Consider the following 22,847-nt stretch of genomic DNA (forward strand, 5'->3'; position numbering starts at 1 on the left):
CAGACTTTGTTTGACAAGGATCGGTTTCAACCGCCGAACCATCGAGGGAGTAGCCAACCCGGATTTACTTTCAACCTACCATTTTCGCGCGGCGCTGGCGGAGGAAAACCGCCAAAAGCCCGATCGCACCAACCCCCAAAAGCAGCCATTCTTCGGGTTCAGGAACCCCAGAAACGTTGAGAGGATTGTTCGGTTTAGTCAACTCCTCCTTACCCGATTCTACCTCTCTGTCAAATCGATCGCTCTTAGCTTCCGCTGCTTTTAGCTGCTCCCTTTGCGCGTCATTAACTAACACAATCATCGAAGAATAAGGCGTCACCACTTTGAAATTTTTAGCTACTGCGTGCATTGCATCCAGTTGCGTCAGTTGATTTGAACTTTTCTGCTTGCTAAGTGCAGTTATCAACTGCCGCGCAGCTATCGGTTTAAAGCCGTCATTTCCGGCATTTTTGGACTCTGCAACTGGCGCCGATTTTGCGGTTTTTCCCGACTGTGGCGTTTTGGCATAACTCCAAACATAGCCGTCAACAACACTAACGGTAGATTGGTCCGAAGCTGCTGTGGTTGCTACTCGCTGCATCGCCTCTTTCATATCTGTAGCAACTCCGCCGGCGCTATCTTGAATAACCTTCAAAGTTACGTCGTCGTAGCCGGGGGGCAAACCACCCAAATGCACTGTCCATAGGGGTGCAGAGATGGAAAGTTTAAGTTTGCGATCGTCCGATAATTCGTAACTGTGGCGATCGCTCACCACAAATACAGTATCGTAACTTTTATCGCCCCGCAACTGTGCAAACTGTTGCAGCATATCTTTGAGCTGGATTGTACCGTAAAACCTCACCTTTGCGGCATCGAAATTGCGTACATCTTCCACCAACTTAGGTGGCATTCCCGCAGCGCTGGCGACATACAAATCAACAGCATTTTTGCCTGCTGCATTAGCTTTCAACCATTCCAAAGTCTCTTTTACTTCCTTACTTTCCGCCGCCATGCTGCGGGAAGTATCCAGAATAACTGCAAATTTCTTGCCTTGCGGTAGCGAGTAATTTGCATCAGCCAGCGGCTTAGCAGAAAGGATATTTCCTCCCGGTAGAATAGCCTGCTGCGCTGTTAGAGGTTGCTGTGCGACTGCGGGCAAAAAGGGTGGTAGCCAAGTTTCTCTTGCTTCTTTCCCGCTGTATTTTACCTCTTTTCCGGCGATCGTGCGGCGAGTATTTTGGTCCCAAAAAATGTTGCGTTTTTCAGCCAAAACAGGCATCGCCCAACCCTGTGGCTGCCGCATGACTTTGTAAGTAAGCCAAAGGTGCATTTCGGTTGGCCCGTCAGTTGGGGTGAATTCTCGTTTAGCCGGGATTGGAAAAGCCCGCAAGCGGTATTGTTTGGGGCCAATTTGTTCTAGCAAAGCCGGATCGACTCTTTCTACTACCTGTTGGTTGTAAACTTGCTGTGCGGCACCGCGAGGCGATACCGTAAATACAAAACGTTTGTTTAAATCGCCAGTATCGCCCAGCCAAACTCCTGTAACTGCGGCGCTTTCCGGCAGGGAAAAGTAGTAGAATACTTCTTGCAAGTTCGGTGTTTGATTTTTGTAAACTTCGTAGAGTTGAACGTCAGCCCAGTCGCCGTTTTCTTTGACTGTCACTTCTTGCGACTGCAACCATACTTTTTCCTCACTGACATTCAGCAAACCGGCTTTTGCTTCTTCGCGATTTGATGTTGACTGCACCGCGTGTTTTACTGCTTCTGTGTCGCCTTTTTGCAGTTCCGTATCAAAGAATTCGCCGTAGAGTTTTTCTGCTTTTTCCACATCAGCACTAGAGCCTTGATACAAAAACGGCGACATTAAAAAATTATAGCTGTTCTGCACCGTTTGAGCTGCTCCGTCAGGCAAATTCAAAGTATTTTTGTAGAGCTCATAAATGTGGTTGTTTTCTCGTACAGTGCTGAGGTAGCGGTAAGGGGACAAATAAGCGTTAACTAAGCCCGATCGAATCATATCAGACTTGGCTAATAAAGTTTGGCGAACCGTGTCATTTGCCGGCGGAGTCGCCAACATTTTCAGTGCTGCAACTTGTGGCTGCTGCTGCAAAGCGGAGAAAATAGCCAGCCAAGCTGCTATTACTCCTAAACTTCCGATTATCGCTTTATTTTTCCCGTATTGTGCAGCAAAACTCTGCCATATTTTCCGCCCGGAATGAATGTAGAGAAAGCCGTACAGGGAAGGCATGACAACGAATAAGCTACAGGTTAAACCAAAGAATATCAAGAATAGCGCTATCCAAGTTAAACCCGAAATTAAACCCCATACCCACGCCCCGTATCTAAACATATCCCAAAAGGGTAATACCCATGTAAACTTGAAGAATTCAATCACTGCACTGAAGAATCCAGCAACTGTCACTAATCCCACAGGTACAGCGTAATACATCAGCAATGTTGCCGCCCAAATGCCAACTACTAGCATTAAACTGTGACATCCTAATTGCAGCCACGCACTTCGTTTTTCTCCGATCAATCTTAAAAAAATAGGCTGTTTATTAGGGGAAGTTTGAGAATCTGAGATATTTTGAACATTTTCTCTTTTACCCAGATATCCGTACAGCATTTCCACTGAAAATGCTGCAATGCACAAAGCAATAGTAGCGATGATTTGAGAACTAGCTGGGGTGAGTTCTCGCAGCAGGAACAAGCGGAGCAAACACAGCAAAAATAGCGGTGCTTCTACGCCGTAAAACCAACGCATTAGCTCTAGGGGTTGCTCGCTAAAACGCCTATACCCTATTACTGTACATACCGTGGGTACAGCGATCGTAGCTGCCATCGTCAAAGTAAACTCTAGCGGGATGATGCCATCGATTGTCGCCATAATTAATGGCACTCCTATAATCGGCAAAATTCCCAAGTAAACAAGCGATAAAAAACTCAAATTCCAGAACCAAAAAATTCTTTTTAAAATTCCATCAAATACCTGTTTTATTTTCATTCATTTCTCCTTGTAAGCTTTGTTTAACGCTAGCGTAGACGTTACCAGCAAACTCTTTTACTTCAGGATTTTCTGCGGGTAACGAACTGTTAAATAAAATGGAAACTAGCACCCAATTGTGATTTTTGTGAGTGAGATCGCTGCCGATACGGGACATGAAGTTATCTGTAGTTAGCTGTGCAGATTGCAGCCAGTATGCTGCTGAGAATTGGTTGTTTTTGAGAGACAGCCAGCGCGCTGTTACTGAAGGAGTTAGTTGTTTTTTTTCTATGCGATTGACGGGAACTCCGCTCGCTACAAAACACAACTCGGGGGCGTGATAAGTTTGCCAGGATGTGCTGGCTACTGTGAGCATGGAACCGCGCAAGTTGCCGGCGACAAATCTGATTTTTTGTGTTTGCGTGTCCGGATAGTTGCCAAAGAATTTTTGTTCGCTAGCATTCAGGGGAATTGACTCTGATTTAATATATTCAGGCAATCTTAAAGGTGCGATCGCCATTTTTGACGTTTCTACATGAGAAAGTTGAGCAATGACTGCCAGAACTGTGACTGCTGCAATTATTCCTGGTTTGGCTAAAGGGTGATTAGGGAGTATTTCTGAGTTGGCTTTTGCAGAAATACCGCTGGTTTTTTCTGGCTGAAATTTCGGTACTCCTTGCAGCATTAACCAGGTTACAAAAGAAGCACATACTAAACCGACAATTCCCAGAGGGACGTGAATAATTTCTGCTATGTTTGGCTGGTTAAACACTTCTGAAACCAGGACTAACACGGACACCCGCGCAACGTTAGCAGACACTAACATTAAGAGATTAGCAGCGCCGACTGCTAGCCATCTTAAACTTAATTTACGCCCTTCTAGCCAGGTAGCAGCTAGCAAAAATAGCGTTCCGACTAAGAGGGTTTTAATGCCGCTACAAGGCACGTCAACGTGAGCGATGCCGTTTTCCAAAACGATAATATCGTAAGAAGAAATAGCGCCAACGTGCAGCAGTGAGAGCAACTGTTCTACTACCTGAGCAGTCAGCACTCGCGCCGGCAAACCTAAGCCGCTATTAAACTGACTGTTGAATGGTAAAATACAAGCCAGCAAGCCGGCAACTGGCAAGTTTTTTTGCCAAAAGTTCTGCTCCACCAATAAGCCGCACAGCCCGTAAGTTCCGAGGATAAATAGCAGGACAGTAACTTGTTTGATATCAATTATGTACTGAAGCGCGATCGAGCAAATGCCCGCACCCAACATCAACAGCAGCGGATATCGCCTCAAAACGAAATTTGGCGAAAATCCCGGCGGGCGAGCGGAGTTCCCAATCGATCGCACTACTAATGCTACAATCAGAAAGCCAATTACTATCTTGTACAGTGTGGGTATCTCAACAAACGAGGATAATAGCCACTTAACAGCCGAGATATTAGCCCAAAACCAAGCAAGCGCCAGTAAAAAAGGAGCCAGCCCAACCCAATTTACCGCAGGATGAGGAGTAACAGAATCTGGAATTGCAGAATCAGTGATATTGGTGCGCTGCATGATACCGCTTGACATTCACGTTGGTGACATCTTAGCTCAGCCAAATTGGTAATGTCTAGACCGATTATTTAAGTTTTGTCAAGCTTCGATTTTCTCTACAGAGAAGCTAGCGTTATAATAATTAATTTTAGCGGAGGTAAAAATGAGCGAAAAAAGCCCAGGATACAAAATTGTTAGCGATAACCGACAAGCGCGCCATCTCTATGAAATTATAGAGACATACCAAGTGGGCATCGAGTTGAAGGGAACCGAAGTCAAATCAATTCGGGAAGGAAAAGCCAATTTGCGGGACGGATATGGTTTAGTTCGGAACGGGGAATTGTGGCTTATCAACGTTCACATTTCGCCCTGGAGAAGTGCTAGCGACTATTTTAATCACGAACCCCGCCGCACCCGTAAATTGCTGATGCACAAGCAGGAAATCCGTAAATTGATAGGTAAAGTTGAAGAAAAAGGTTTGACTTTAGTGCCGTTAAAAATGTATTTGAAAGGCGGCTGGGTAAAACTCGATATCGGTTTGGGTAAAGGGAAAAAACTGTACGACAAGCGCGAAGATTTGAAGAAACGCGAAGACAAGCGGGATATGGAAAGAGCGATGAAGCAATATTAGTCAGGAGGCCTTAAACATCTCCGAAAAAGAAACTACAACCTTTGCTACTCGAAGGTTGAAAGTTAAGTTATGGAGATGTTTATTAGTCAGAAGTCCTTAATGATTCATGATTGGTGATTACTCATTAATGATTGGCTATTTTAAATCGAGTTCGGTTAATTACTCATCATAATATTTTTCAAAATCCTCCAGGGAGGATTTTGAGGACTTCTATCGTCACTACAAACTTAGTTAGAGTTATTTCACCGGAGCCCATCTTACAGCAGATTCTATGTTGATGAACTAAACCCCAGCTCGTTTCATCCCCGTAGGGAAACGGCCTAGGGTAAGTCCCTACACTTCATAAACCTGGAATACGCTGTATCTCCTCATACAGTCGCATACTGTCGATCGACTGACCGCTGACTAAGTATTATTACTTAGGCAAGGCAACAGTTCTACCTTCTTCCTGCTTCCCGCTTCCTTTTTTCTGAAAATATCCGGATAGCTTGTGGAGCGTCATGAATGATTAACCTATGCTCGAATACATCTGGGTAGTGGGGCATTACCCAAGCATTTGGCTGTGGACTAACAAACTCTTATGAGAAATAAGCTCAAACCTGAGTCATTTCGTAAGATTCTGATGCCATTAGGGTGGCAATTAAATCTGGCAAACAAAATATCGCCCAACTCTCAAGTTAAAAAATGCTAAAAATGACACCATTAGCTAACATTTTCAATGCCATGAAAGAGCCAGCAAAAAAGCATCAGAACTCCAAGTGGGGAGCCTTCTTACTGATGCTAGCAGTAGGCTTTGGCGGCTGGAAAATTGCTTTGCCGGAACTGGCATCTTTTTTTAATAATATTGCGTTTGAAAACTACAAAGCCAATCGATTGGCGGATACTCAACAAGCATATGAGTTAGCGCTCTGGGTAGATCCAAAAAGCCGAACAGCTCTTTACAATTTAGGATGGCTTTGCGAAGAGGTGCAAGATTTACAATGCGCCCGAGGAAAATATCTGCAAGCTGCAAAACTCGGTCTGCCTGCTGCTTACAGCAATCTGGCTCGATTATATATCGTCGATCAAAAAAACTATCCGGCTGCCGTTCACTTTCTGTGGCAAGGTTTGAAATTAGCGGAGGACGATCGAGTAAAATATTCTTTACTCAAAAACTTGGGATGGGCTCGGCTGGAACAGGGTCGATATTCAGAGGCATTGCAACATCTGGATGCAGCGATTAAACTTGATAGTGAAGGACCAGCAACTTACTGCTTAAAAGCGCAAGTCCTAGAAAAGATGAAAAATACTAAGGAAGCGCTACCGCAGTGGAAAATTTGTCTAAAGTATGCGGATTCTCAAGAATTCGATGAGGATATATGGATAGGGATGGCACGTCAACGATTAAACGAGGAAAAAACAAATAAATGAAACGCACAGTTTTGCTTTCATCAACCATACTGGCAATTATAACGGTACTGGAGCTAAGTCAAGCCTCAAAAGCAGTGCCAACTCCTCGGACTGTTAAATCTGCAGTTAATGAATCAGTCGAGATGCTGTTCAACTCGAGTCAGTCGATGCGACAGTGCAGAGATAAAAATGGTGGAAAATATGCGTGTCCGAGATTCATCATGCCTCCGGAGAGCGAAGAATAAGGCTTATTTTCAATAAATTTTGTAGAGTGTACCATCACCACTTTACAGGAACAGGTATGTAGTATGTAGTAGTAGTATGCCGGGTGCGCCGTCCGCACCTTATAGCATTTGAGATTTGAGATTAAGAATTGAAGAATTGGAAATAACTTATGGCTATAATGGTTTGCAGCTTGCATAAAGCTGCATTCTTTTTTTGCACTGATATAACATCTTAATAATTGCTGTATCGGCTATTGCTGGAATCCGCACCGGGCGGGGAGAAAGCCCCGCCAGCAATTCTATCTACTCGCCCTCCGTCAAAGCTGAATCTTGCTGCTGCTGATGCGAGTTGCTGTAAAAACTAGCAATAATCGCCACCATCAACCACCAAAGCATATTAACTTCCGGTCGGTACCAAACTGTATCGACAAAACCGTGGGCCATCATGCCGGCTAAAGTTGCGATCGCCCCAATCAACCAAAACCCCTGATTCGATTTGAGATTTTGGATTTGAGATTTGGGATTTTGGGATTCTTCCTCTAAACTAGAGATCTTAAATTGCGAATCCCGCAGATGTTTGATCTGCAACAAACCTTGATTGACGGTGACAGTCATGAGCCAAAGGAAACACATTAAACCGATAAAACCGGTTTCCACCGCAATTTCCAGCAGCACGGAATAAGCGCTCAAAGCAGTGAATTTCGGCTTCATATAAAGCGGATAAACTTTATTAAAAGCAGTGTTTCCCGGCCCAATTCCGAGAATTGGTCGATCGCGAATCATGTCAACCACCGCCGTCCAAACATTAATCCGAAAATTGTTGCTGCTGTCACCTCTGCCGATAAACATACTCGAAACTCGATCGCGCAGAGGCTCCACTAAAGCCACTCCCAAAATTAAGGCTCCCGCCAAACCTCCTAATCCTAACGGCAGCGCCCAAGTTCGCCAGAACCGAGGCATCAAAGGGCTGTACCAGTACCACAGCAGCACTAAAAATACCACCAGTAGAGCCACAAAACCGATCCAAGCACCCCGGCTGTCCGTGTAGCGCAAACACGCGCAATTCACCACCAGCATCGTCAGCGCTAAAATTCTTGTTCCCCATCCTTTCCACACAAAAAGTGCGGCGGCGCTCAATGCAATGGCTGGCAGTAAATAGGAACCAAGCAAGTTAGGATTTCCCAGAAAACTGTAAACTCGCGTGACATTGGCTTGAGTAGAAGTCGGATCGTTCCAAGTAGCTAATGGTGGCACTTTGTCAATCCACTGCCGAACGCCGTAGAAACTGACAATTAAAGAGACGTTCAAAAATACGGCAATTAACCACGATCGCCAACGGGGCGATCGCAATATCCGAGCCATCAGCGCAAAAAACAGCAAATACAGCGTTAGCTTGCTCCAACCACTAGCAGCGGCGACTTTGACCGGCGACATCGCCGTTGCGACGGTGGCAATGCCCCAGTACAGCAGTACCAGCAAATGAATCGGCGTGAAGGGAATCTCGCGATCGTCCGAAACAGTCAGCAGCACCCAAAATGCAGCGCTAGCCGCCATCAACACCCCCACCAAGGCATTGTTTACAAACGGCGCAAAACCGAAAGTCAAGGCCAGCAAAACAAAACCCAAGGGTTCTGCCCACTGCATCAGCCAGCTACTTTGTCGCCAACTGCGTAAAGAGCCGATCGCCAAATTGAATAAATAACTTCTACTTTGCCACTGAGATAGCGGCAAATTTGCCAGAGTTAACTGTTGCCAAACTGAATTCATTGCTATTTTAGATTTGTACTTTGTAATCGGTAATTGGTAATTGGGAATTGGGAATCGCTAATCGCTAATCGGGAATTGGTAATTGGGAATTGATAATTGAAAAAAGTTGAGTTATTTTTCTTCCTTCTTTCAGCAGTTACGTCCTGTACACTGCTTCTTCCCTCTTCCTTCTTCCCTCTTCCTTCTTCCTTCTTCCTTCTTCCTTCTTCCTTCTTTACCCTTCCAACAATTCCGTAGCATTTGTGCAGGGCAGCCAGAGCACGTAGCGATATCCAGATTCCGGGGCTCCTTGAATTGAGAGTTGACCGCCTTGAATTTCCACCAACTGGCAGCAAAGCAGCAGCCCCAAGCGTTCCCGCGCCCCGTAACCAGCTAACACCGGTGCGGTATCCTCGGCATTCTGGGCCACCAAAGCCGCCAACTCAGAAAACGCCAGCGTTAATCGCTGCGAACCCTGTGTCGGGAGTTGCGCTTCGAGTCCGAGGGAGTCGGTTTCGGAGTGCGATGGCGAACCGCTACCAGATCCGGCCTTCAACAAGTAGTCGGTGTAGAGTTTAGCATGGGGCAAACTTTCCCCTAACCAAGGATGAAAAACCCAAACTCCGATGTTGATACCGTCTTCTTTCCGAGAAACGTGGACTCGAATCACGCTGCCTGCCCCAGCAGATTGAATAATGCTAAAAATTAAGTGGTGCAGCATTTGCTGAACCTTATCTTTATCTACCAGCCAGATGCGCGACCCGGGCCCCATCGACAAATTAATTTCTTGCTCTCGTCTACTTGCCGCCGACGACAGGATTGTCACAACCTGCTGGCACAAAGTTTCTATATCGACTGCGGTTCGCTTCAAGGTGAAAGCAGAATCATCTAGTTCTGCCAGTTCCAAAATTTCTTCAACTAGCGATCGCAAAGAGCGGCTGCTGTCTTGGATCACGTCAATATATTCTTTTTGCTTGCTCGTTAAGGGGCCATAAATTTCTTGTTTCAACACGCTTGCCATGCCGAGGACAGAAGTGAGCGGTGTGAGCAATTCCTGCGCTAAATTATTTAGCAGTTTTATTTTAATTGAGTTAGTAGACAAATCGATAGGTTTGTTAGTCATCGCTAATTTTTATTGGTTCATTGTCGAGCGAGCGTTTGCGGTTCATTAGACCTATTCCAAAAGTCTATAACAATCTGTTTATAATTCACCAGAAAAAAACGTAGTGAAGAAAAATATATATTCCTTCTTCCCTAGAAGCTCTTCCTTATCTGAGTAATTAAGATTTAATCATTGCTTCTAAAGCTGATTGCAAGTCTTGAGTGAGTTCGGCAACTGCTAACCTGCGACTGCTTTGATATCGATCCCAACGATCGCTCACTGATATGGGTTCGCCCACGGTCATTTGTACCTGCTGTTTGCCCAACTTCGGTCTGCCGAAAGGATTTCCCCCTTTGATTCGAGCCAGTACGTCCCACAGCAGTAAAGTTGTTTCTGCCAAACGTTCTGCTGTCAGTTGTTCTGCGACGTACCTGCCCGTGACGGACACGAAACTTTCTACAAGTCTCATGTGCCACATCCGAAGACTTGCTTCTTCAGCGAGGCGATCGGCTAATCCTCTTTCTAAGGGAGAAAGTGCTGCAATATCTTTGATATCTTCTCGATAAATATACTCCCAGCCTGCTTGTTCCACACGGCGGCAGCGGTCTATTAAACTGCCTTTGGGCTTCAAGTTAAAATATTCTTCTGCTACTTGCAAACCCACGTCTAACAGGGCTTTCAGCCGAGCCATCATTACTTCATTGCCCGAATCATTTGCCGTTTGTTGTGGTAGCGATAATGATGTTAAAATAGATGTTTCAGGATGTAAACTTTTATGATAAAAACGGCTGTAAAACTCTTCCATTACTGCTAGCAAATGGCTGCCCAGTCGAATCAGGCGCAGATATTGGAATTTGTGATTGTGGTTTTCGGAATCGGGATCTGCAGTCTCTAAATTAGCGATCTCGGTGCGTTCTAAGGGTGGCAGTCCGCAATCAATTTCTAATTGAGTTAAAAGTTTTTCTAGGGGTTGCCAAGGTGGGTTGACATAGCGGTATTGAATGCCGATCGGCACAATTAACACTTTTTCAGTGCGTCCGGCTTTCAGCAAATCTTCAACGCACCAGAAACCCATTTGAGCAATTCCCGGTTCGAGGGGACTGACTATTTCATTGTGACCGTTGGTAGCGCCTTCTGGGGCGGCGGCGATCGGGAATTGGCTGTTGGCAAATAAATCGCGGGCCGATCGCAATCCGGCGCGATCGATTTTACCGCGAACAATCGGAGTGCCACCGAGTTGGGAATACAACCAGCCGACTCCCGCACCGGCCCACAGGGGAATGCCGCGATCGTAGATAAAGTGGGAATGTACCGGAAATTGCAGGGGAATGCCTTTGGCGCGCGCTGCCTGGGGAACGAGTTTCCAAATTAGTTGTCCCAAACAGTAGGGATCGTCTGAGTTGGGGTGGCGGAAGGCTAGCAAGAAGCGAACTTTCTGATTTTGAAATTGGTGGAATAGTTCGGCGAGGGTTTCGACGTTTTCGGCTTGAACGTGGCTGATACTCGTCCGAAATCGCAGCCACCAGGGGAATATTTGCTTACAACCTTGCATCACTAGAGGGTTGTAGGCTGGGGGTATGAATTCCAGCGGCGGCTGAACTTGGCTAATTGAATTGGGCATTTTGCGATTTTAAATTTTAAATTTTAGATTTTAGATTACTAGGCTGCGGTAAAATTTTCCAATTTTTATGATGCTGAAGTTTTTTTTATTAACCGCAGAGGACACAGAGGACACGGAGGAAGAGAGGAGATAGCAAAGCGTGCTAATTTAATGTCAAAAGTATTACCCGTCTTGGATGGGATATGATGTCCAGTCGATCGACCCCAATATTTTGGTCGGGGCGGGTTTACGGGATTTCTGGCTGATATTACAGATCGGGGGTGAACTACCCCTGACAAGAATTACGATTATTTTACAGGACTAGATAGAAACCCATCATCTTTTTTACCCCCCTGCCCTTGACAAGGGGGATGCGAGGGGGTCATAAACTCGACTAAAAACGAGATTTATACTCAGTTTCAGCCTTCAACACAAATTTTTGCAATCCAAAATCTAAAGTCTAAAATCTAAAATCCTATTGTGCGGCTTCAAATATCATTTCCTGGAAGTTAATGACATCAGATCGCGGATCGCAGTGGGTGACTTTGACTTCTAGCCGATCGCCTATTGCGACCGATCGACCAAATCGCATTGCCAATTCTAAACCCAACTCTTCCAATAAAATCAATCCGAGATTGCTGTCTTCTCTCAGCCAGCGCAGCATTAAAGCTTCCCAAACTTCGTCTGGGTTGCGCCGCAAATATTCCAATCCCCAATAGCGGTTAGTTTGGCGTTCGACTGTGGATGCTTCTTTAACTGCGGTGCCGAGACACATCACAATGTCCTGTATTTCTTCAGCGGAAAAAGGCAGTGGTTCGCCCCGCAGGTGGGCTTTGATTTGGAAGTGAGTCAGCAAGTCGGTATAGCGGCGGATCGGGGAAGTAACTTGAGTGTATAATTCCAAACCCAAGCCGGCGTGGCGTCCGGGGGTGAGGCCCATTTCGCTGCGGGGCATACACCGACGCACGGCGCAAGCGCGGGCGGGGCCTGCAGGTACGGCCAGCAGTTCTTCATCGGGAGGGAGTTCGGGCTGCGGCTGATAGCGGTAGGGTATTGGCAGGCTGTGAGCTTGACCGTAGCGGGCGGCTAGTTCGCCGGCTAAAATCATCATTTCAGCTACTAGCATCCGGGCTGTGGAGTCGTCGATGACGTGGATTTTGATGTCGTCGCCGTTGACTTTGATGACTGATTCGGGCATGAAAATGCTGATTGCGCCTTGGGCTTCCCGCCATTTTTGGCGCAGTTTGGCCGCAGAGGCGATCGCTGCTATTTCCGGTTCTGCTTCGATTCCCAACTCCAGCATTTCGTCTACGTCATCGTAGGTCAAGCGGTAGGTGGGTTTTATGGTGCTGATGTGGATGCTGTAATCTTGAGCCGCGCCGATTTCGTCTAAGGTGACACTGAAGCTGAGCGCGCTGCACTCTTTGCCTTGAATTAAACTCATCGGCCCGGTTGCCAAAGCTGGGGGAAACATGGGGATCATTCCCGTTGGCAGGTAAACCGTAGTGGTGCGCTTTCTGGCTTCGAGGTCGAGTTCGTCTCCAGGGGAAAGCAAGCGGGTAGGATCGGCGATGTGTATCCACAGGCGCTGCTGGCCGTTTTCGAGGAATTCTAAGCTGAGGCCGTCGTCGATTTCGGTGGTGCTTTCGTCGTCGATCGTGTAAACCTTGAGGTGAGTTAAATCGAGACGATTTGTGTCGGAGTCGGCTGGGGGATTTTCTAGGCAGCGTTGGGCCACTTCTAATACCTTTGCGGAGAATTGTAGGGGAATTTGGCTGCGCCGCAAAAACAGGTTTTCGTGGCTACTCCACAGGCCGAGATCGACTAGGAGTTGAAATGCTGCTTCGGGGTTTTCGGACCTTTCTAAGCTGGCTAAAGTTTCTAAGGCCGGGGTGCGGTGCGTTGCTTCTTCTCCGAGGGTGGCAAAGCGTTCTAAGGCGTCGAGGCGAGTTCGATCGCTGTGTTCCCAATCTACATTTTCCCCTGCCAGCCGCTGTTTGACTCTATCCCAAAATCCTTGGGATTCTTGGTGTCGCTGCTGTTCTACTTCTTGCTGGTGTTTGATTTCGGCTACTTGGGCGGCGGGTCGCGGTTCGTAGCGATCGCCCTTTTGTTTGAAATACAGTTTGTCTGTTGATAGCAAACAGTAAGCCGCGTAACACTGGGCCGGACTGCGCTCGGAAAATAGCAGCATTGCTAGGGATTCGGGATCTGCTGTTTCTCCGTCACCGACTAAAAGTTCCCAAGCGACTTCCAAACTCGACGGATCTGAGTATGCTTCTACTTCTTTGAGAAATTTGGGAATATCGGAGGGTTTGTAAGTTTCTCCGACTACTTCGTAGGTGATTTGTTTGGGCGGTATGCTGTGCGGTTGACCGTTTTCGTCTACCACAACCCAGTTTTTCTTGCCGTCGGGGCGATCGGCAACTGCCAGACGGCGGTCGCCGTGCACTCTAAATTCTACTAACGTTCCCTTCTCCACTTGCCAGCTTTATATTTGAGATTTTGGATTTTTACCGTGGCCACTTATCGAGTTTCGAGCTTGCGATTTTAGATTTTGGATATTGGCAATTTTTCTGGTCAATTGTGAAAGTTAAAATCTCAAAAGTTTTTTTTTCTTCTTGCTTTTTTTTAACTTTTGACTTGTGATTAAGACTTGCGCTGCAACGACTCTTAACCCTATTTCGCGATTATTTCGCTGCATTCTTGCTGCACTCTTAATGACAGAAAGACGTTCTTTTCGCGCAAGTCTTATTCCCAGTCCAAAATCTAAAACCCAAAATCCCAAATCCTGTTAACCTTCTTGGTTTACGAAGGGCATCAAAGCTACAATTCTTGCTCTTTTGATGCTTCTGGTCAGGTCTCGCTGCTGTTTTGCCGTCAAACCGGTAATCCGGCGGGGCAAAATTTTACCGCGTTCTGTGACGTATTTTTTGAGCAAATCAACATCTTTGTAGTCGATCGGGTCTCCTGGTTTGATTGGCGAAACGCGCCGGCGAAAGTAAGTCATGGTTTGTTGTTTGTTTACTGTTGTTCTTGGACTGTTGACTGTTAGTTTTTAGTTATTAGCCGTTAGTTGCTAGCCGTCAGGAAAGCATTGGTTAGTTATCTGCTTTTCGCGCGTCAATATCAATTGCCAACAACTGATGACTGATGACTAAGGACTAATGACTAATCACTACTTGATCTCTTTGTGGGCAGTGTGGCTGTTGCAATGGGGGCAGAACTTTTTGAGTTCCAGCCGCGCCGTCGTGTTGCGACGGTTCTTGGTCGTGGTGTACCGAGACACGCCTTTCGAGCGTTTGCTTACGTTTGTACGGCACTCAGTACACTCTAGAGTAATTATGATGCGGACGCCTTTAGCCATAATTCTAAATAAATTTCGACTAATTTAAACACAATTTATTATCTTCTCACATTGCTCTGCACTTGGTCAAGCAATCTTCTAACTTTGATGTCGAGCGAGTAGCCGCGGCGGGCTCCGACGACGATCGTCCCGCCGATGCGATCGTGGAAAGCTTGGGGAAACCTTTCGGCGGAGGTGAGGGCAACGCTACAGTCGATCGCCAGGGGAAGGATCAGCAGCAAGACGGCGGCGTTGGTAGATGTGAGCCCAGCTATACCTGCGAAGGCTAAAGCCACGCACAGGCCCAGCAATGCCTCGCGCTTGCACAGTTCTTGTACTCCAGGAATCCGTTGGAATCTGGTATCGGCAATTTTCATGTCCAAGGCCCAGCGCCCGAGACTTTGACCTTGGTTTTTCCTGACGATGGGTACGCGCAGGATCAGCCACAGCAGGACAAAAAATATGGTTTGGACGATCGCATTAGTGCCCAGAAGCAAACTGGGCAGCCAAACTGCTATTCCGTCGATGCAGAGGGCCGCGGCGCGGCGGCCGACGGATACTTTGGGAAGGAGAGGAACTAGGTCGGAACTCATAGGCAAAAAGGTCGATCGCCACTAGCTACTTTTTCATCTTAAGCTGTGGATTAATCGATCGGCATCAATGGCGCGTAACTCAACTTCCAAGCCAACCGCTAATTATTCAAGCTGAAAATGGATTTTCGCCAATTCCCAACTGCTTTTTCGACTTTTCTACCTGTTCCCACAGTGTTTGGATCTGAGTAAATGCCTGTTCCACAGAGATTTTACCGTTAGATGTCAAGGAACTTATGTAACCCACTCGCTGAGAAAACTCTTGTAAATTCGCATTAAATACCAAATTCTCTGGCTTTACTTCACCGTAATAGCGATTTTGAGGATATAAAAAATTTGAATTTGCTACCATTGCTTTAACCTCGCCTGAAAACTTGTTTCCTGAACTAATCAATAATATTATAAACCGCGATCACCTGCTAAAGTTGTGCTGTAAGTAGCAGAAATCATGTGACATTGGGCGAACTTTTTTGTGATGGCAATTACACCGACAGATGAGGAAGACAAAAACCTCAGTAATTTCACGTGTACAATTTACGCAGGCGGGGTCAACAGCTAGGTTTATGGCTTAACGCTTATAACTGCGGATTTGGCGTCCAAACCAGGTTTTTGTTAGTCTTAGGACTGAGTTATTGAAATAAGTGACAAAAAAAACAAAAATCGATAATATTATTGAAGCCATAAATAGTTAGACTTTGAGTAAAAAACCGCATAATGTCTGCAAATGCGCGATCGCCCCGTCCCAGACCCCGGCTGAGGCAAGCTTTAATTAGACTTGCCATCGCCGTAATTGCTGCTATTATCGCCTTCAACATTCCTCACTCCTTAATTCCCGTGTTTAAAGAATCCGTATCCGAAGCAACGCCACCACCAGAAATCCAAAACGTGCTCGCCGGCAAGCGCAAAATTGTCACAGTGGGCGACAGCATCACCGAGGCAGGGAAATACCCCGGAGGTTACGTTTGGCTGCTGCAACGCTATCTGAATGCCCTTTATCCCGATCGCAAAATCGAAATCGTCAACGCCGGAATCTCCGGTAACAAGGCGACTGATATGCAAGCGCGCTTCCAGAAAGATGCGATCGACCAAAAGCCAGATTTAGTGATGATTAATGTCGGAGTCAACGACGTTTGGCACGCTTTCTTCGACTTCCAAAACCGTCAGTTTTATCCGCAAGGCAAGTTGCCCAAGGGAGTGCCACTGGCAGAATATCGGGAGAAAATAACTCAAATGGTGCTGGCTGCAAAAGCTGCAGGAATTCGAGTTGTACTGCTTTCTCCTACTCCGATCGGCGAAATTCTCGACGGTCCAGAAAATCGCAGGTTGCAAGAGTATATTGCCGCGATGCGAGAAATTGCGTTGCAGAATCAGTGCTTGTTTATCGATTTGAATGGGCCTTGTCGGGAAGTTATCGGCACGTATCAAAAACACGCGGGCAAGACTCTGAATTTGTTAGCCGCAGATGGAGTTCATCCCAATCCCTCGGGATATCGAATTATTGCTTTTACTATCTTGCGCGGTTTGGGCGTACCTGCAAAGGATATTGAGAATTTGGAAGTCAAAAATTGAATCTTTGAATTTAGTTAATTGTTGACGGTTGGCTGTTGACTGTTGCCGGTTAATTGAAAGTATCCAGGGTAAAAGCCCTGTGATTTATCTCTGGGCTAAATTCTTCAAATCTCAACTCTCAAATCTCAAATCATTCAATTGGCGGATGATACCGCTTCAACCAACAACTACCGATAATCACCAACGCCACCACAACAATAATTTCCGTCCAAAAAAACGACATAAAATCACTTGCAGTTCCCACCGGCGGCACTCCCGGTTGAGCGTTGCGAATCGCGGGAAAAGCAAACAGCATCACAGCAGTCCAGCTCAGCATTCCCACTTCCGGCAACTTGCCCGATTTCATCACTTTTAATGCTAATAAAAATGCCATAATTGACAACACCCACATGATCACAATAATCACTAAGGCAAAGAATTTGACCGGGAGCGATCTAGTTGCAGAAACATCAATATAAATAAAGATAGAGGAATTCTCCTCCATCGGCTTATAACTAATGTCGAAACCGGGAACGTCGGCATTAAAATTAAATTTAAGTGGCACGGGATTCAGTTCAAATGGAGCAAACTTTTTACCAATTGAAGGCAGCGGGTCGAGCGAAATAGCAACTTTAGCAATGTGCCTATCAAACGGGTAAGTGTTAATTTTTCCTTTGACTAAGTTAAACTTCAATGCAGGAACAATCATCGGTTTGCCTTCTTTAAAGGTAATTTCCGAATCCTGTACATTTGCGCCGTTAACTGTCATTAACAAGTCTTGAGCCGGGTAAGTTGGCCCTTTTTTATAGATACCTTTGAGTTCAAACTGCAAGCGGGTTTCTAATTCGTTCTTAATAGGATCAACTCCAATTACTGTCATTTTGACCTCAACCAAGCCTTTGGACGCTACAGCGCTTTCTGGAGAGGGATTGTAAGGCTCTTGGGCGTTAGCATTGTGAGAGTAAATAGATAAGATGATTGCGAAAATTGCGAGGAAAGTGCCAATTAAAATAAGTATTTTTTTGAAATTAAATGTGTTGATAGTTTGCATCTATTATGATATTTTTCATCTTGAATAGTTGTTAGCACTCCTGGCAGTCCGCCGGGGGTTGAAAACCCCCGGCGGGCTGTGGCGCTCATCGGCGCAAGAACCAGGCGAATCAACGAGCAACTACGAACCGATAGGAAGTAGTACATTTGGTGTGAAACTTCCGTGCAAACCGTAGGGAATGTGCTGTTTTAAATGCAAGCGCGCTAGGGGCCCTTTGGTGATGTCGCGAGCATCTAAAATCACTAAGGTCGATCGATGATGAGCTGCATCATACATTAAAAGCAGCAGCCAGCCGTCATCCTCAGCAACAGCATCGGGACGGAGAACAAACACCGGTTCCCCCGCAAAACCGCGTGGCGCAGCACTCCAAATTTGCCTTTCACCAGTCACGAAATCCATTTTGAGGATAGCTTGCAAAGGAGCATTTCCCGTGGGAGCATCAGCAGCACCGATGTAAAGATATCGGTAAGGTTGTCCGACATTATTGGGATGCAGAGTCGGAAACTCGCAACACCGAGTTTCAACAACTTGATGCTGCACGGTTTTGTCTTGCAAATTTAACTTAAACCGCCACAATTCGCCCGCTGGAACGCTGTCAAAATCAACCTCGCGAAAATCGCCGTCCGCCTCTACAGTGGGAAATGATTCGTAACAAACTGAGTCAACAAAAACTTCGTCTCCTTCTTCCCATGCGTTGCAGTGGTGGAAGACAAAACAAGGTTCGGTTTCTAATATCTTTACCTCGTCAGTGCCGTTGCGGGGAATTAAAATTGCTTGCGTTGGCTTGTTTGGCGAAAATTGAATGCACTGGGATGCACTCCGAAATCCTAACACGAAAAGCAGCGGATTGAAGCTGACGGGATTTTGGAAGAATATGCAGTAATTCGGGGTAATTACCATGTCGTGCAGGAAGGCAAAACCCGGTATTGCATGGGCGTGACGCTGCAAAAGTTTACCGCTTTCGTCGAGTTCGTAAATCGTGATGGTACTCGACAAACCCGGCTTGACAGAAAAGTTTACTAATCTGTCTCCTTTGCCATTTTTCCCTTTTTCAATTCTGGGGTGGGCGGCGAAGGCTTCACCGGGTTGTAAAATGCCGTCTAGAGTATCTAAGCCGAATGTTTCTAAGGTGCGGGGGTCGAGTCTGTAGGGTGCTGCGGCTTCCCAAAGCGCTAGCAGTTTGTCGCCCCAATAAATGATGTTGGTGTTGGCAATGTTTTTGATTTTGACATCAAAGATGTTGGCTAGCCAGCCCCCTGGCTTCTGTGTGCCGAAAACGCCTCGGTGGAGGATTTTTCCGGCTTTTTGTTCGGCGAGATAGCCTTCTGTGTGTATGAATCGGTTGCGGAAATGGGCGCGGCCTTCGGATATTGCGATCGCACAAACCATCCCGTCACCGTCAAACGGGTGGTGGATGCGCTGACCGTTGACATCCAATAATCCGGGCCCGTTGCGAAAGAATGTGCCTTGCAAGCCGGGGGGGATTTCGCCTTCTATGTCGTCAATCCAGTAGTCGGATTCGTTGGGTTGGGATTCGTAGCCGCGCTGCCAGTCTGTGCGATCGTATGATACTTTTTGGGCGGCTGTTTTGGCTGGAGGAGTTTCTATGTTTTGCATTGTGTAGAATAAGCTTTTATTGATTTAACCGCAGAGGGCGCAGAGGGCGCAGAGAGAAAGAAAGGAGGCGAAAGAAGAGGAAATAAAACTAGGGAGATTTTCGCAGTGAATTGTAGTTCTAATATCTACAAGTTCAATATCTTTCTGCTGTCTTCCTTCTTCCTTCTTTCACTCCCTTACATCCGTTACAAAATCCGTTGCCGAACTTCCTTTATTTGCTATCTGCCGTGCGGCTTTGTGACCTTACTGTCGGTACTAAGTCGGGAAAGTATTCGGGCATGAAATGCTGCCCGCCTGGTTTGGAACTGCCCAGTTCTGGTTCTAATACGGGAAGAGACTTTTGATAGTTTGGATCGCCGCTTTCTGTACTCTCGGCGGGCAGCCAATTTAAGAACGGTAGGGGCAGAAGTGTGGAGAGGTTTGTGATTATCACTAGCAGCCAGAGGTTATCGAAATTGCGATCGGTAATTCCTAGCAAGTGGGTTAAAAGTGCACCGCCTTCGTGGGACAAAAGTCCTGCTAAATTCGTGATTGACATCAGCAGCGCAAATAAAGTTGCTTCGACGCCTGGGGGACACAAGCGGGCGGAGAGTACCAGCACCGGCATATAAGCAATTTGTCCGATTACTGTCAGGATCAGGCTGTCTCCGATGCTGAACCATTGATCGTCAATTCCTAAAGCTCGGTTCGCATGAGTTACTAATAATAAAGTAGTCATGCCCAAAGCAGTCGCAAGGACGGTTGACCAGCCAAAAATTACTCGAAATGGAACTGTTTTGAGGAAGCGCTGAAACACCCAGACGCCGGCGAGGGCGGCAATGCTGGTAACGAAGCGCACTCGGCCGAGAAATTCTGGTGGAAAGCCTAATTCGTTGGTGGTGAAAAAGAAGAAGGCGGAGTCAGAGCTTGGGGTGGCTTGCAAGAGGAAGAGAAAGGCGGTGGGCAGCCAAATTGTTTTTTGGGTAACAGCTTGCCGCAGTTGTTTTACTTGGTCTTTGACAGTTTCAAAGTCGCTTCTTTTGTCGGTTTTTTCTTCGGCAATTAACCAAGCTGTTGCTGATACAATTAGCGGGAAAGATGCGGTGATTAAAAATATTGTGTGGGTGCTGAAGTGTTGCAGCAGGGAACCGCTGAGGTAGGCGGTAATTAGTCCGCCGAGGGCTGCTGCGCCCCAAGACAAGGATTGCAGGGAACCGGCGTCGGTAACGGATTCTTTTCTGGCCCTTTCGACTACCAGGGAGTCGGCGATTACGTCGCTGACGGCGAGGGAGAGAGAACTCAGGGCGATCGCGCCTGTAGCTGCAAGCGGTGTGTGTACAATTGTTGCGAGGCTCACCCATGCTAAGGTGCCCAGCAGCCCGGAGAGGACGATGTAAGGGCGTCTGCGGTAGCCGAATATCGGCAAGCCGTCCGACATGAAGCCGAACACGGGTTTGATAATCCAAGGCAGGGCGACGACGCCCAGCATTGCCGAGACTTCTGCCGGACTCATGCCGAGTTCGTCTTTCAGGAAGAAGCTGACGGCTAAGCGGGATAGTCCGAGAATGCCTTGGACGAAGTAAATCACTAAGATGGCTATGAGTTCGGGAGTTGGCTCATTCCCAAAGAATACTTTTTCTTTTAAAGATTCTTTGAGTTTGCTGACGCCGGAGGGGGAAACGAGCATTTGAGCAATATTTCTTAATGAATCTCAATATTTATAACACATTCTTAATGAGTTCCGGGAACTGTCGCAGGTGGGATGCGAAAGTGACGGGAAAGTGGCAGGTAATATAAAATTATGATGAGCTCGAATTAAAGGATTTTTGGTAGCAATGAAAGCAGAAATTAGAGTTGTCTTTCTCGCAGCGGCTTGGATTTTAGGAATGGAGGCTAATTTAGCCTCAGCAATACCTGTTGCTAACAAGCAAGGTGATTATCCGGTGCCACCTGCGCGACAGCGGGGCAACAGGCAGGTAAATTGGTTGGTTGTGGACTCGGATTCTAAAGGGTTGAATTGCCGGATGGCTCAGAGATTTCGATCAATTTCTGTAGACGGTTTGGATGCGCCTGCTGAGTTGTTTGAAAGAAATAAACACAATGTTTCGCAGTGGCCTGTCGTGACTACGTTTAGACGGGGGGAACGCTTGCAAGCGGTGACAGGAAATAATGCCAATCAAATTATGATTGCTGACTCTCAGGGCAAACCTTGGCTGCCGATTTCAACGGATAAGGGTAATTGTTTTGTGCGGGCTAATAGCAGTTTTATTAAACCGATTCGGGAAAATCCTACTACTTTGAAACCGTTAGAATAGCTGATTTTTTTTGGATAAGAGTGGGCAATTGGTGAAAGGAATGTTTTATGATTATCGATCCTAAAAATGTGCCTGAAATTACGGGTTCCAAGTACCCTCAGCAATTCCAATCGGCTGTTGCGGGGAGAGTTAAAAAACGCTTGGGCGATGCTGCCGGATTGCAGAATTTTGGGGTAAATTTGGTGAGACTTGCGCCGGGAAGTTGTTCTGCTCTCAGGCATTGGCACACCCGGCAAGATGAGTTAATCTATGTTCTGGAAGGGGAAGTTACTCTGATTACAAATTCGGGAGAGCAAGTGCTGAAACCGGGTATGGCGGCGGGTTTTCCGGCGGGGGATGCAGATGGGCATCATTTAGTCAACCGCTCGAAGGGAGATGTTGTTTATCTGGAAATTGGCGATCGCACTCTGGGAGATAGTGCCGAATATCCCGATGACGATCTAATGGCGAAAGGTAACGGAAATAGTTGGATTTTTACTCGCAAAAATGGCGAGGTTTATGAGAGTTGAAAATTTATGAGTCAAGTGAATCTTTGGACTTCGGCGGAACACGCTTTGTGGTATCTTGCTAAAGCTGATGGAATTCCTCACCGCACTGAAGGTGAAGCGGTTTTGTTGGAGGAAGTGCCGAAAAATGTTAAGCGAATTCTGGATGTGGGCACGGGAGACGGGCGGTTGCTGGGTTTGCTGAAGTGCGATCGACCCAATGTGGAATGTGTGGCGATCGACTTTTCGCCGACAATGCTGGAAAAAGCCAGAATTCGCTTTGCTGATGACCAGAATGTCACGGTAATCGAGCACAATTTTGACGAATCGCTGCCGGATTTGGGCAAGTTTGATGCGGTTGTTTCTAGTTTTGCGATTCATCATGTAGCAGACGATCGCAAACGTTCGCTTTACGCTGAGATTTTCGAGCTTTTGGAACCCGGAGGCATTTTTTGCAATTTGGAACACGTAGCGTCCGCAACTCCCGCTTTACACGAGAAATTTCGAGAGGCGCTGGGTATTAGCAACGATCCGGATGATCCGTCTAATAAATTGCTGGATGTCGAAACGCAATTGCGCTGGTTTAGAGAAATTGGTTTTACCGATGCAGACTGTTATTGGAAGTGGCGGGAACTCGGTTTATTAGTTGGGGTGAAACCAGTCAGCCCTGTCAACGTGGTGAAGAAGGCGGACTAAGGCTTGAAATTTCGTTGCGGCCACGAACTCGCTCGGAT

The 22,847-nt window shown here is 46.6% G+C and carries 20 protein-coding genes; 7 read left to right on the forward strand and 13 right to left on the reverse strand.

What is annotated here, in order from left to right; genetic code table 11:
* Nucleotides 1–70: 70 nt before the first annotated feature.
* Together QUA47_RS16065 and xrtO are read right to left on the reverse strand one after the other, a co-directional pair.
* Entirely contained in the window at nt 71–2,983 is a 2,913-nt protein-coding gene (locus QUA47_RS16065) for a TIGR02921 family PEP-CTERM protein (RefSeq protein WP_333431482.1), read from the reverse strand.
* Nucleotides 2,961–4,526 (reverse strand): exosortase O, encoded by a 1,566-nt coding sequence (gene xrtO / locus QUA47_RS16070; RefSeq protein WP_333431483.1) that lies wholly within the window; start codon nt 4,524–4,526, stop codon nt 2,961–2,963. Before xrtO ends, QUA47_RS16065 begins: the two co-directional genes overlap by 23 nt.
* A gap of 127 nt (nt 4,527–4,653) precedes the next feature.
* On the opposite strand from xrtO, the gene smpB reads away from it, so the two are divergent.
* The 3 genes from smpB (at nt 4,654) to QUA47_RS16085 (ending at nt 6,755) form a co-directional block, all read left to right on the forward strand.
* Nucleotides 4,654–5,121: an SsrA-binding protein SmpB gene (gene smpB, locus QUA47_RS16075; RefSeq protein WP_190658630.1), complete on the forward strand. Its 468-nt coding sequence runs from the start codon at nt 4,654–4,656 to the stop codon at nt 5,119–5,121.
* Nucleotides 5,122–5,814: 693 nt separating this feature from the next.
* On the forward strand, nt 5,815–6,531 hold the full coding sequence (locus tag QUA47_RS16080) for a tetratricopeptide repeat protein (RefSeq protein ID WP_242728558.1): 717 nt from the start codon (nt 5,815–5,817) through the stop codon (nt 6,529–6,531).
* Nucleotides 6,528–6,755 (forward strand): Osc7112_2153 family protein, encoded by a 228-nt coding sequence (locus QUA47_RS16085; RefSeq protein WP_333406257.1) that lies wholly within the window; start codon nt 6,528–6,530, stop codon nt 6,753–6,755. Before QUA47_RS16080 ends, QUA47_RS16085 begins: the two co-directional genes overlap by 4 nt.
* Before the next feature lie 282 nt (nt 6,756–7,037).
* On the opposite strand, the gene QUA47_RS16090 is transcribed toward QUA47_RS16085, so the two are convergent.
* The 8 genes from QUA47_RS16090 to QUA47_RS16125 all read right to left on the reverse strand — a co-directional run bounded on the left by QUA47_RS16090 (nt 7,038) and on the right by QUA47_RS16125 (nt 15,470).
* Nucleotides 7,038–8,501 carry an IctB family putative bicarbonate transporter gene (locus QUA47_RS16090; protein ID WP_333431484.1) on the reverse strand — a complete coding sequence of 488 codons (1,464 nt, stop codon included), beginning with the start codon at nt 8,499–8,501 and terminating at the stop codon, nt 7,038–7,040.
* Between the two features lie 214 nt (nt 8,502–8,715).
* On the reverse strand, nt 8,716–9,603 hold the full coding sequence (locus QUA47_RS16095) for a histidine kinase dimerization/phospho-acceptor domain-containing protein (RefSeq protein WP_333406259.1): 888 nt from the start codon (nt 9,601–9,603) through the stop codon (nt 8,716–8,718).
* Between the two features lie 157 nt (nt 9,604–9,760).
* Nucleotides 9,761–11,203: a 1-acyl-sn-glycerol-3-phosphate acyltransferase gene (locus QUA47_RS16100; RefSeq protein ID WP_333431485.1), complete on the reverse strand. Its 1,443-nt coding sequence runs from the start codon at nt 11,201–11,203 to the stop codon at nt 9,761–9,763.
* A 454-nt stretch (nt 11,204–11,657) separates the two neighbouring features.
* Nucleotides 11,658–13,664: a ribonuclease R family protein gene (locus tag QUA47_RS16105; protein WP_333431486.1), complete on the reverse strand. Its 2,007-nt coding sequence runs from the start codon at nt 13,662–13,664 to the stop codon at nt 11,658–11,660.
* A gap of 312 nt (nt 13,665–13,976) precedes the next feature.
* Nucleotides 13,977–14,192, reverse strand: coding sequence for a 30S ribosomal protein S18 (gene rpsR, locus QUA47_RS16110; RefSeq protein ID WP_006631377.1), 216 nt, complete (start codon nt 14,190–14,192; stop codon nt 13,977–13,979).
* 168 nt (nt 14,193–14,360) lie between these two features.
* The gene (rpmG, locus tag QUA47_RS16115; protein ID WP_006631376.1) at nt 14,361–14,549 is read right to left on the reverse strand and encodes a 50S ribosomal protein L33; all 189 of its coding nucleotides are present in this window, start codon (nt 14,547–14,549) and stop codon (nt 14,361–14,363) included.
* Between the two features lie 38 nt (nt 14,550–14,587).
* A complete protein-coding gene (locus tag QUA47_RS16120; protein ID WP_333431487.1) occupies nt 14,588–15,121 on the reverse strand; it encodes an RDD family protein in 534 nt (177 codons plus the stop codon).
* Between the two features lie 106 nt (nt 15,122–15,227).
* Nucleotides 15,228–15,470: a DUF7219 family protein gene (locus QUA47_RS16125; RefSeq protein WP_190658612.1), complete on the reverse strand. Its 243-nt coding sequence runs from the start codon at nt 15,468–15,470 to the stop codon at nt 15,228–15,230.
* Between the two features lie 362 nt (nt 15,471–15,832).
* Here QUA47_RS16125 and QUA47_RS16130 point away from each other — a divergent pair, with 362 nt between their 5' ends.
* Nucleotides 15,833–16,687 (forward strand): SGNH/GDSL hydrolase family protein, encoded by an 855-nt coding sequence (locus QUA47_RS16130; protein ID WP_333431488.1) that lies wholly within the window; start codon nt 15,833–15,835, stop codon nt 16,685–16,687.
* Between the two features lie 130 nt (nt 16,688–16,817).
* Here QUA47_RS16130 and QUA47_RS16135 read toward each other — a convergent pair whose 3' ends face one another.
* From QUA47_RS16135 to QUA47_RS16145, 3 genes are all read right to left on the reverse strand, one after another.
* On the reverse strand, nt 16,818–17,717 hold the full coding sequence (locus QUA47_RS16135) for a DUF4436 family protein (protein ID WP_333431489.1): 900 nt from the start codon (nt 17,715–17,717) through the stop codon (nt 16,818–16,820).
* Between the two features lie 120 nt (nt 17,718–17,837).
* Nucleotides 17,838–19,334, reverse strand: a complete 1,497-nt coding sequence (locus QUA47_RS16140; protein WP_333431490.1) for a carotenoid oxygenase family protein — start codon at nt 19,332–19,334, stop codon at nt 17,838–17,840.
* 211 nt (nt 19,335–19,545) lie between these two features.
* Nucleotides 19,546–21,000 carry a folate/biopterin family MFS transporter gene (locus QUA47_RS16145; RefSeq protein ID WP_190658605.1) on the reverse strand — a complete coding sequence of 485 codons (1,455 nt, stop codon included), beginning with the start codon at nt 20,998–21,000 and terminating at the stop codon, nt 19,546–19,548.
* Between the two features lie 148 nt (nt 21,001–21,148).
* Here QUA47_RS16145 and QUA47_RS16150 point away from each other — a divergent pair, with 148 nt between their 5' ends.
* From QUA47_RS16150 to QUA47_RS16160, 3 genes are read left to right on the forward strand one after another with little or no spacing between them, the layout of a single operon-like run.
* Complete coding sequence (locus QUA47_RS16150) at nt 21,149–21,628, forward strand: hypothetical protein (protein ID WP_190658604.1); 480 nt, start codon at nt 21,149–21,151, stop codon at nt 21,626–21,628.
* A gap of 47 nt (nt 21,629–21,675) precedes the next feature.
* The gene (locus QUA47_RS16155) at nt 21,676–22,137 is read left to right on the forward strand and encodes a cupin domain-containing protein (protein WP_333288486.1); all 462 of its coding nucleotides are present in this window, start codon (nt 21,676–21,678) and stop codon (nt 22,135–22,137) included.
* A 6-nt stretch (nt 22,138–22,143) separates the two neighbouring features.
* On the forward strand, nt 22,144–22,809 hold the full coding sequence (locus QUA47_RS16160) for a class I SAM-dependent methyltransferase (RefSeq protein WP_333431491.1): 666 nt from the start codon (nt 22,144–22,146) through the stop codon (nt 22,807–22,809).
* Nucleotides 22,810–22,847 lie beyond the last annotated feature (38 nt).

Origin of the sequence: Microcoleus sp. MON2_D5 (assembly GCF_036701905.1) — a bacterium.
In the GTDB taxonomy this organism is placed as follows: Bacteria; Cyanobacteriota; Cyanobacteriia; order Cyanobacteriales; family Microcoleaceae; genus Microcoleus.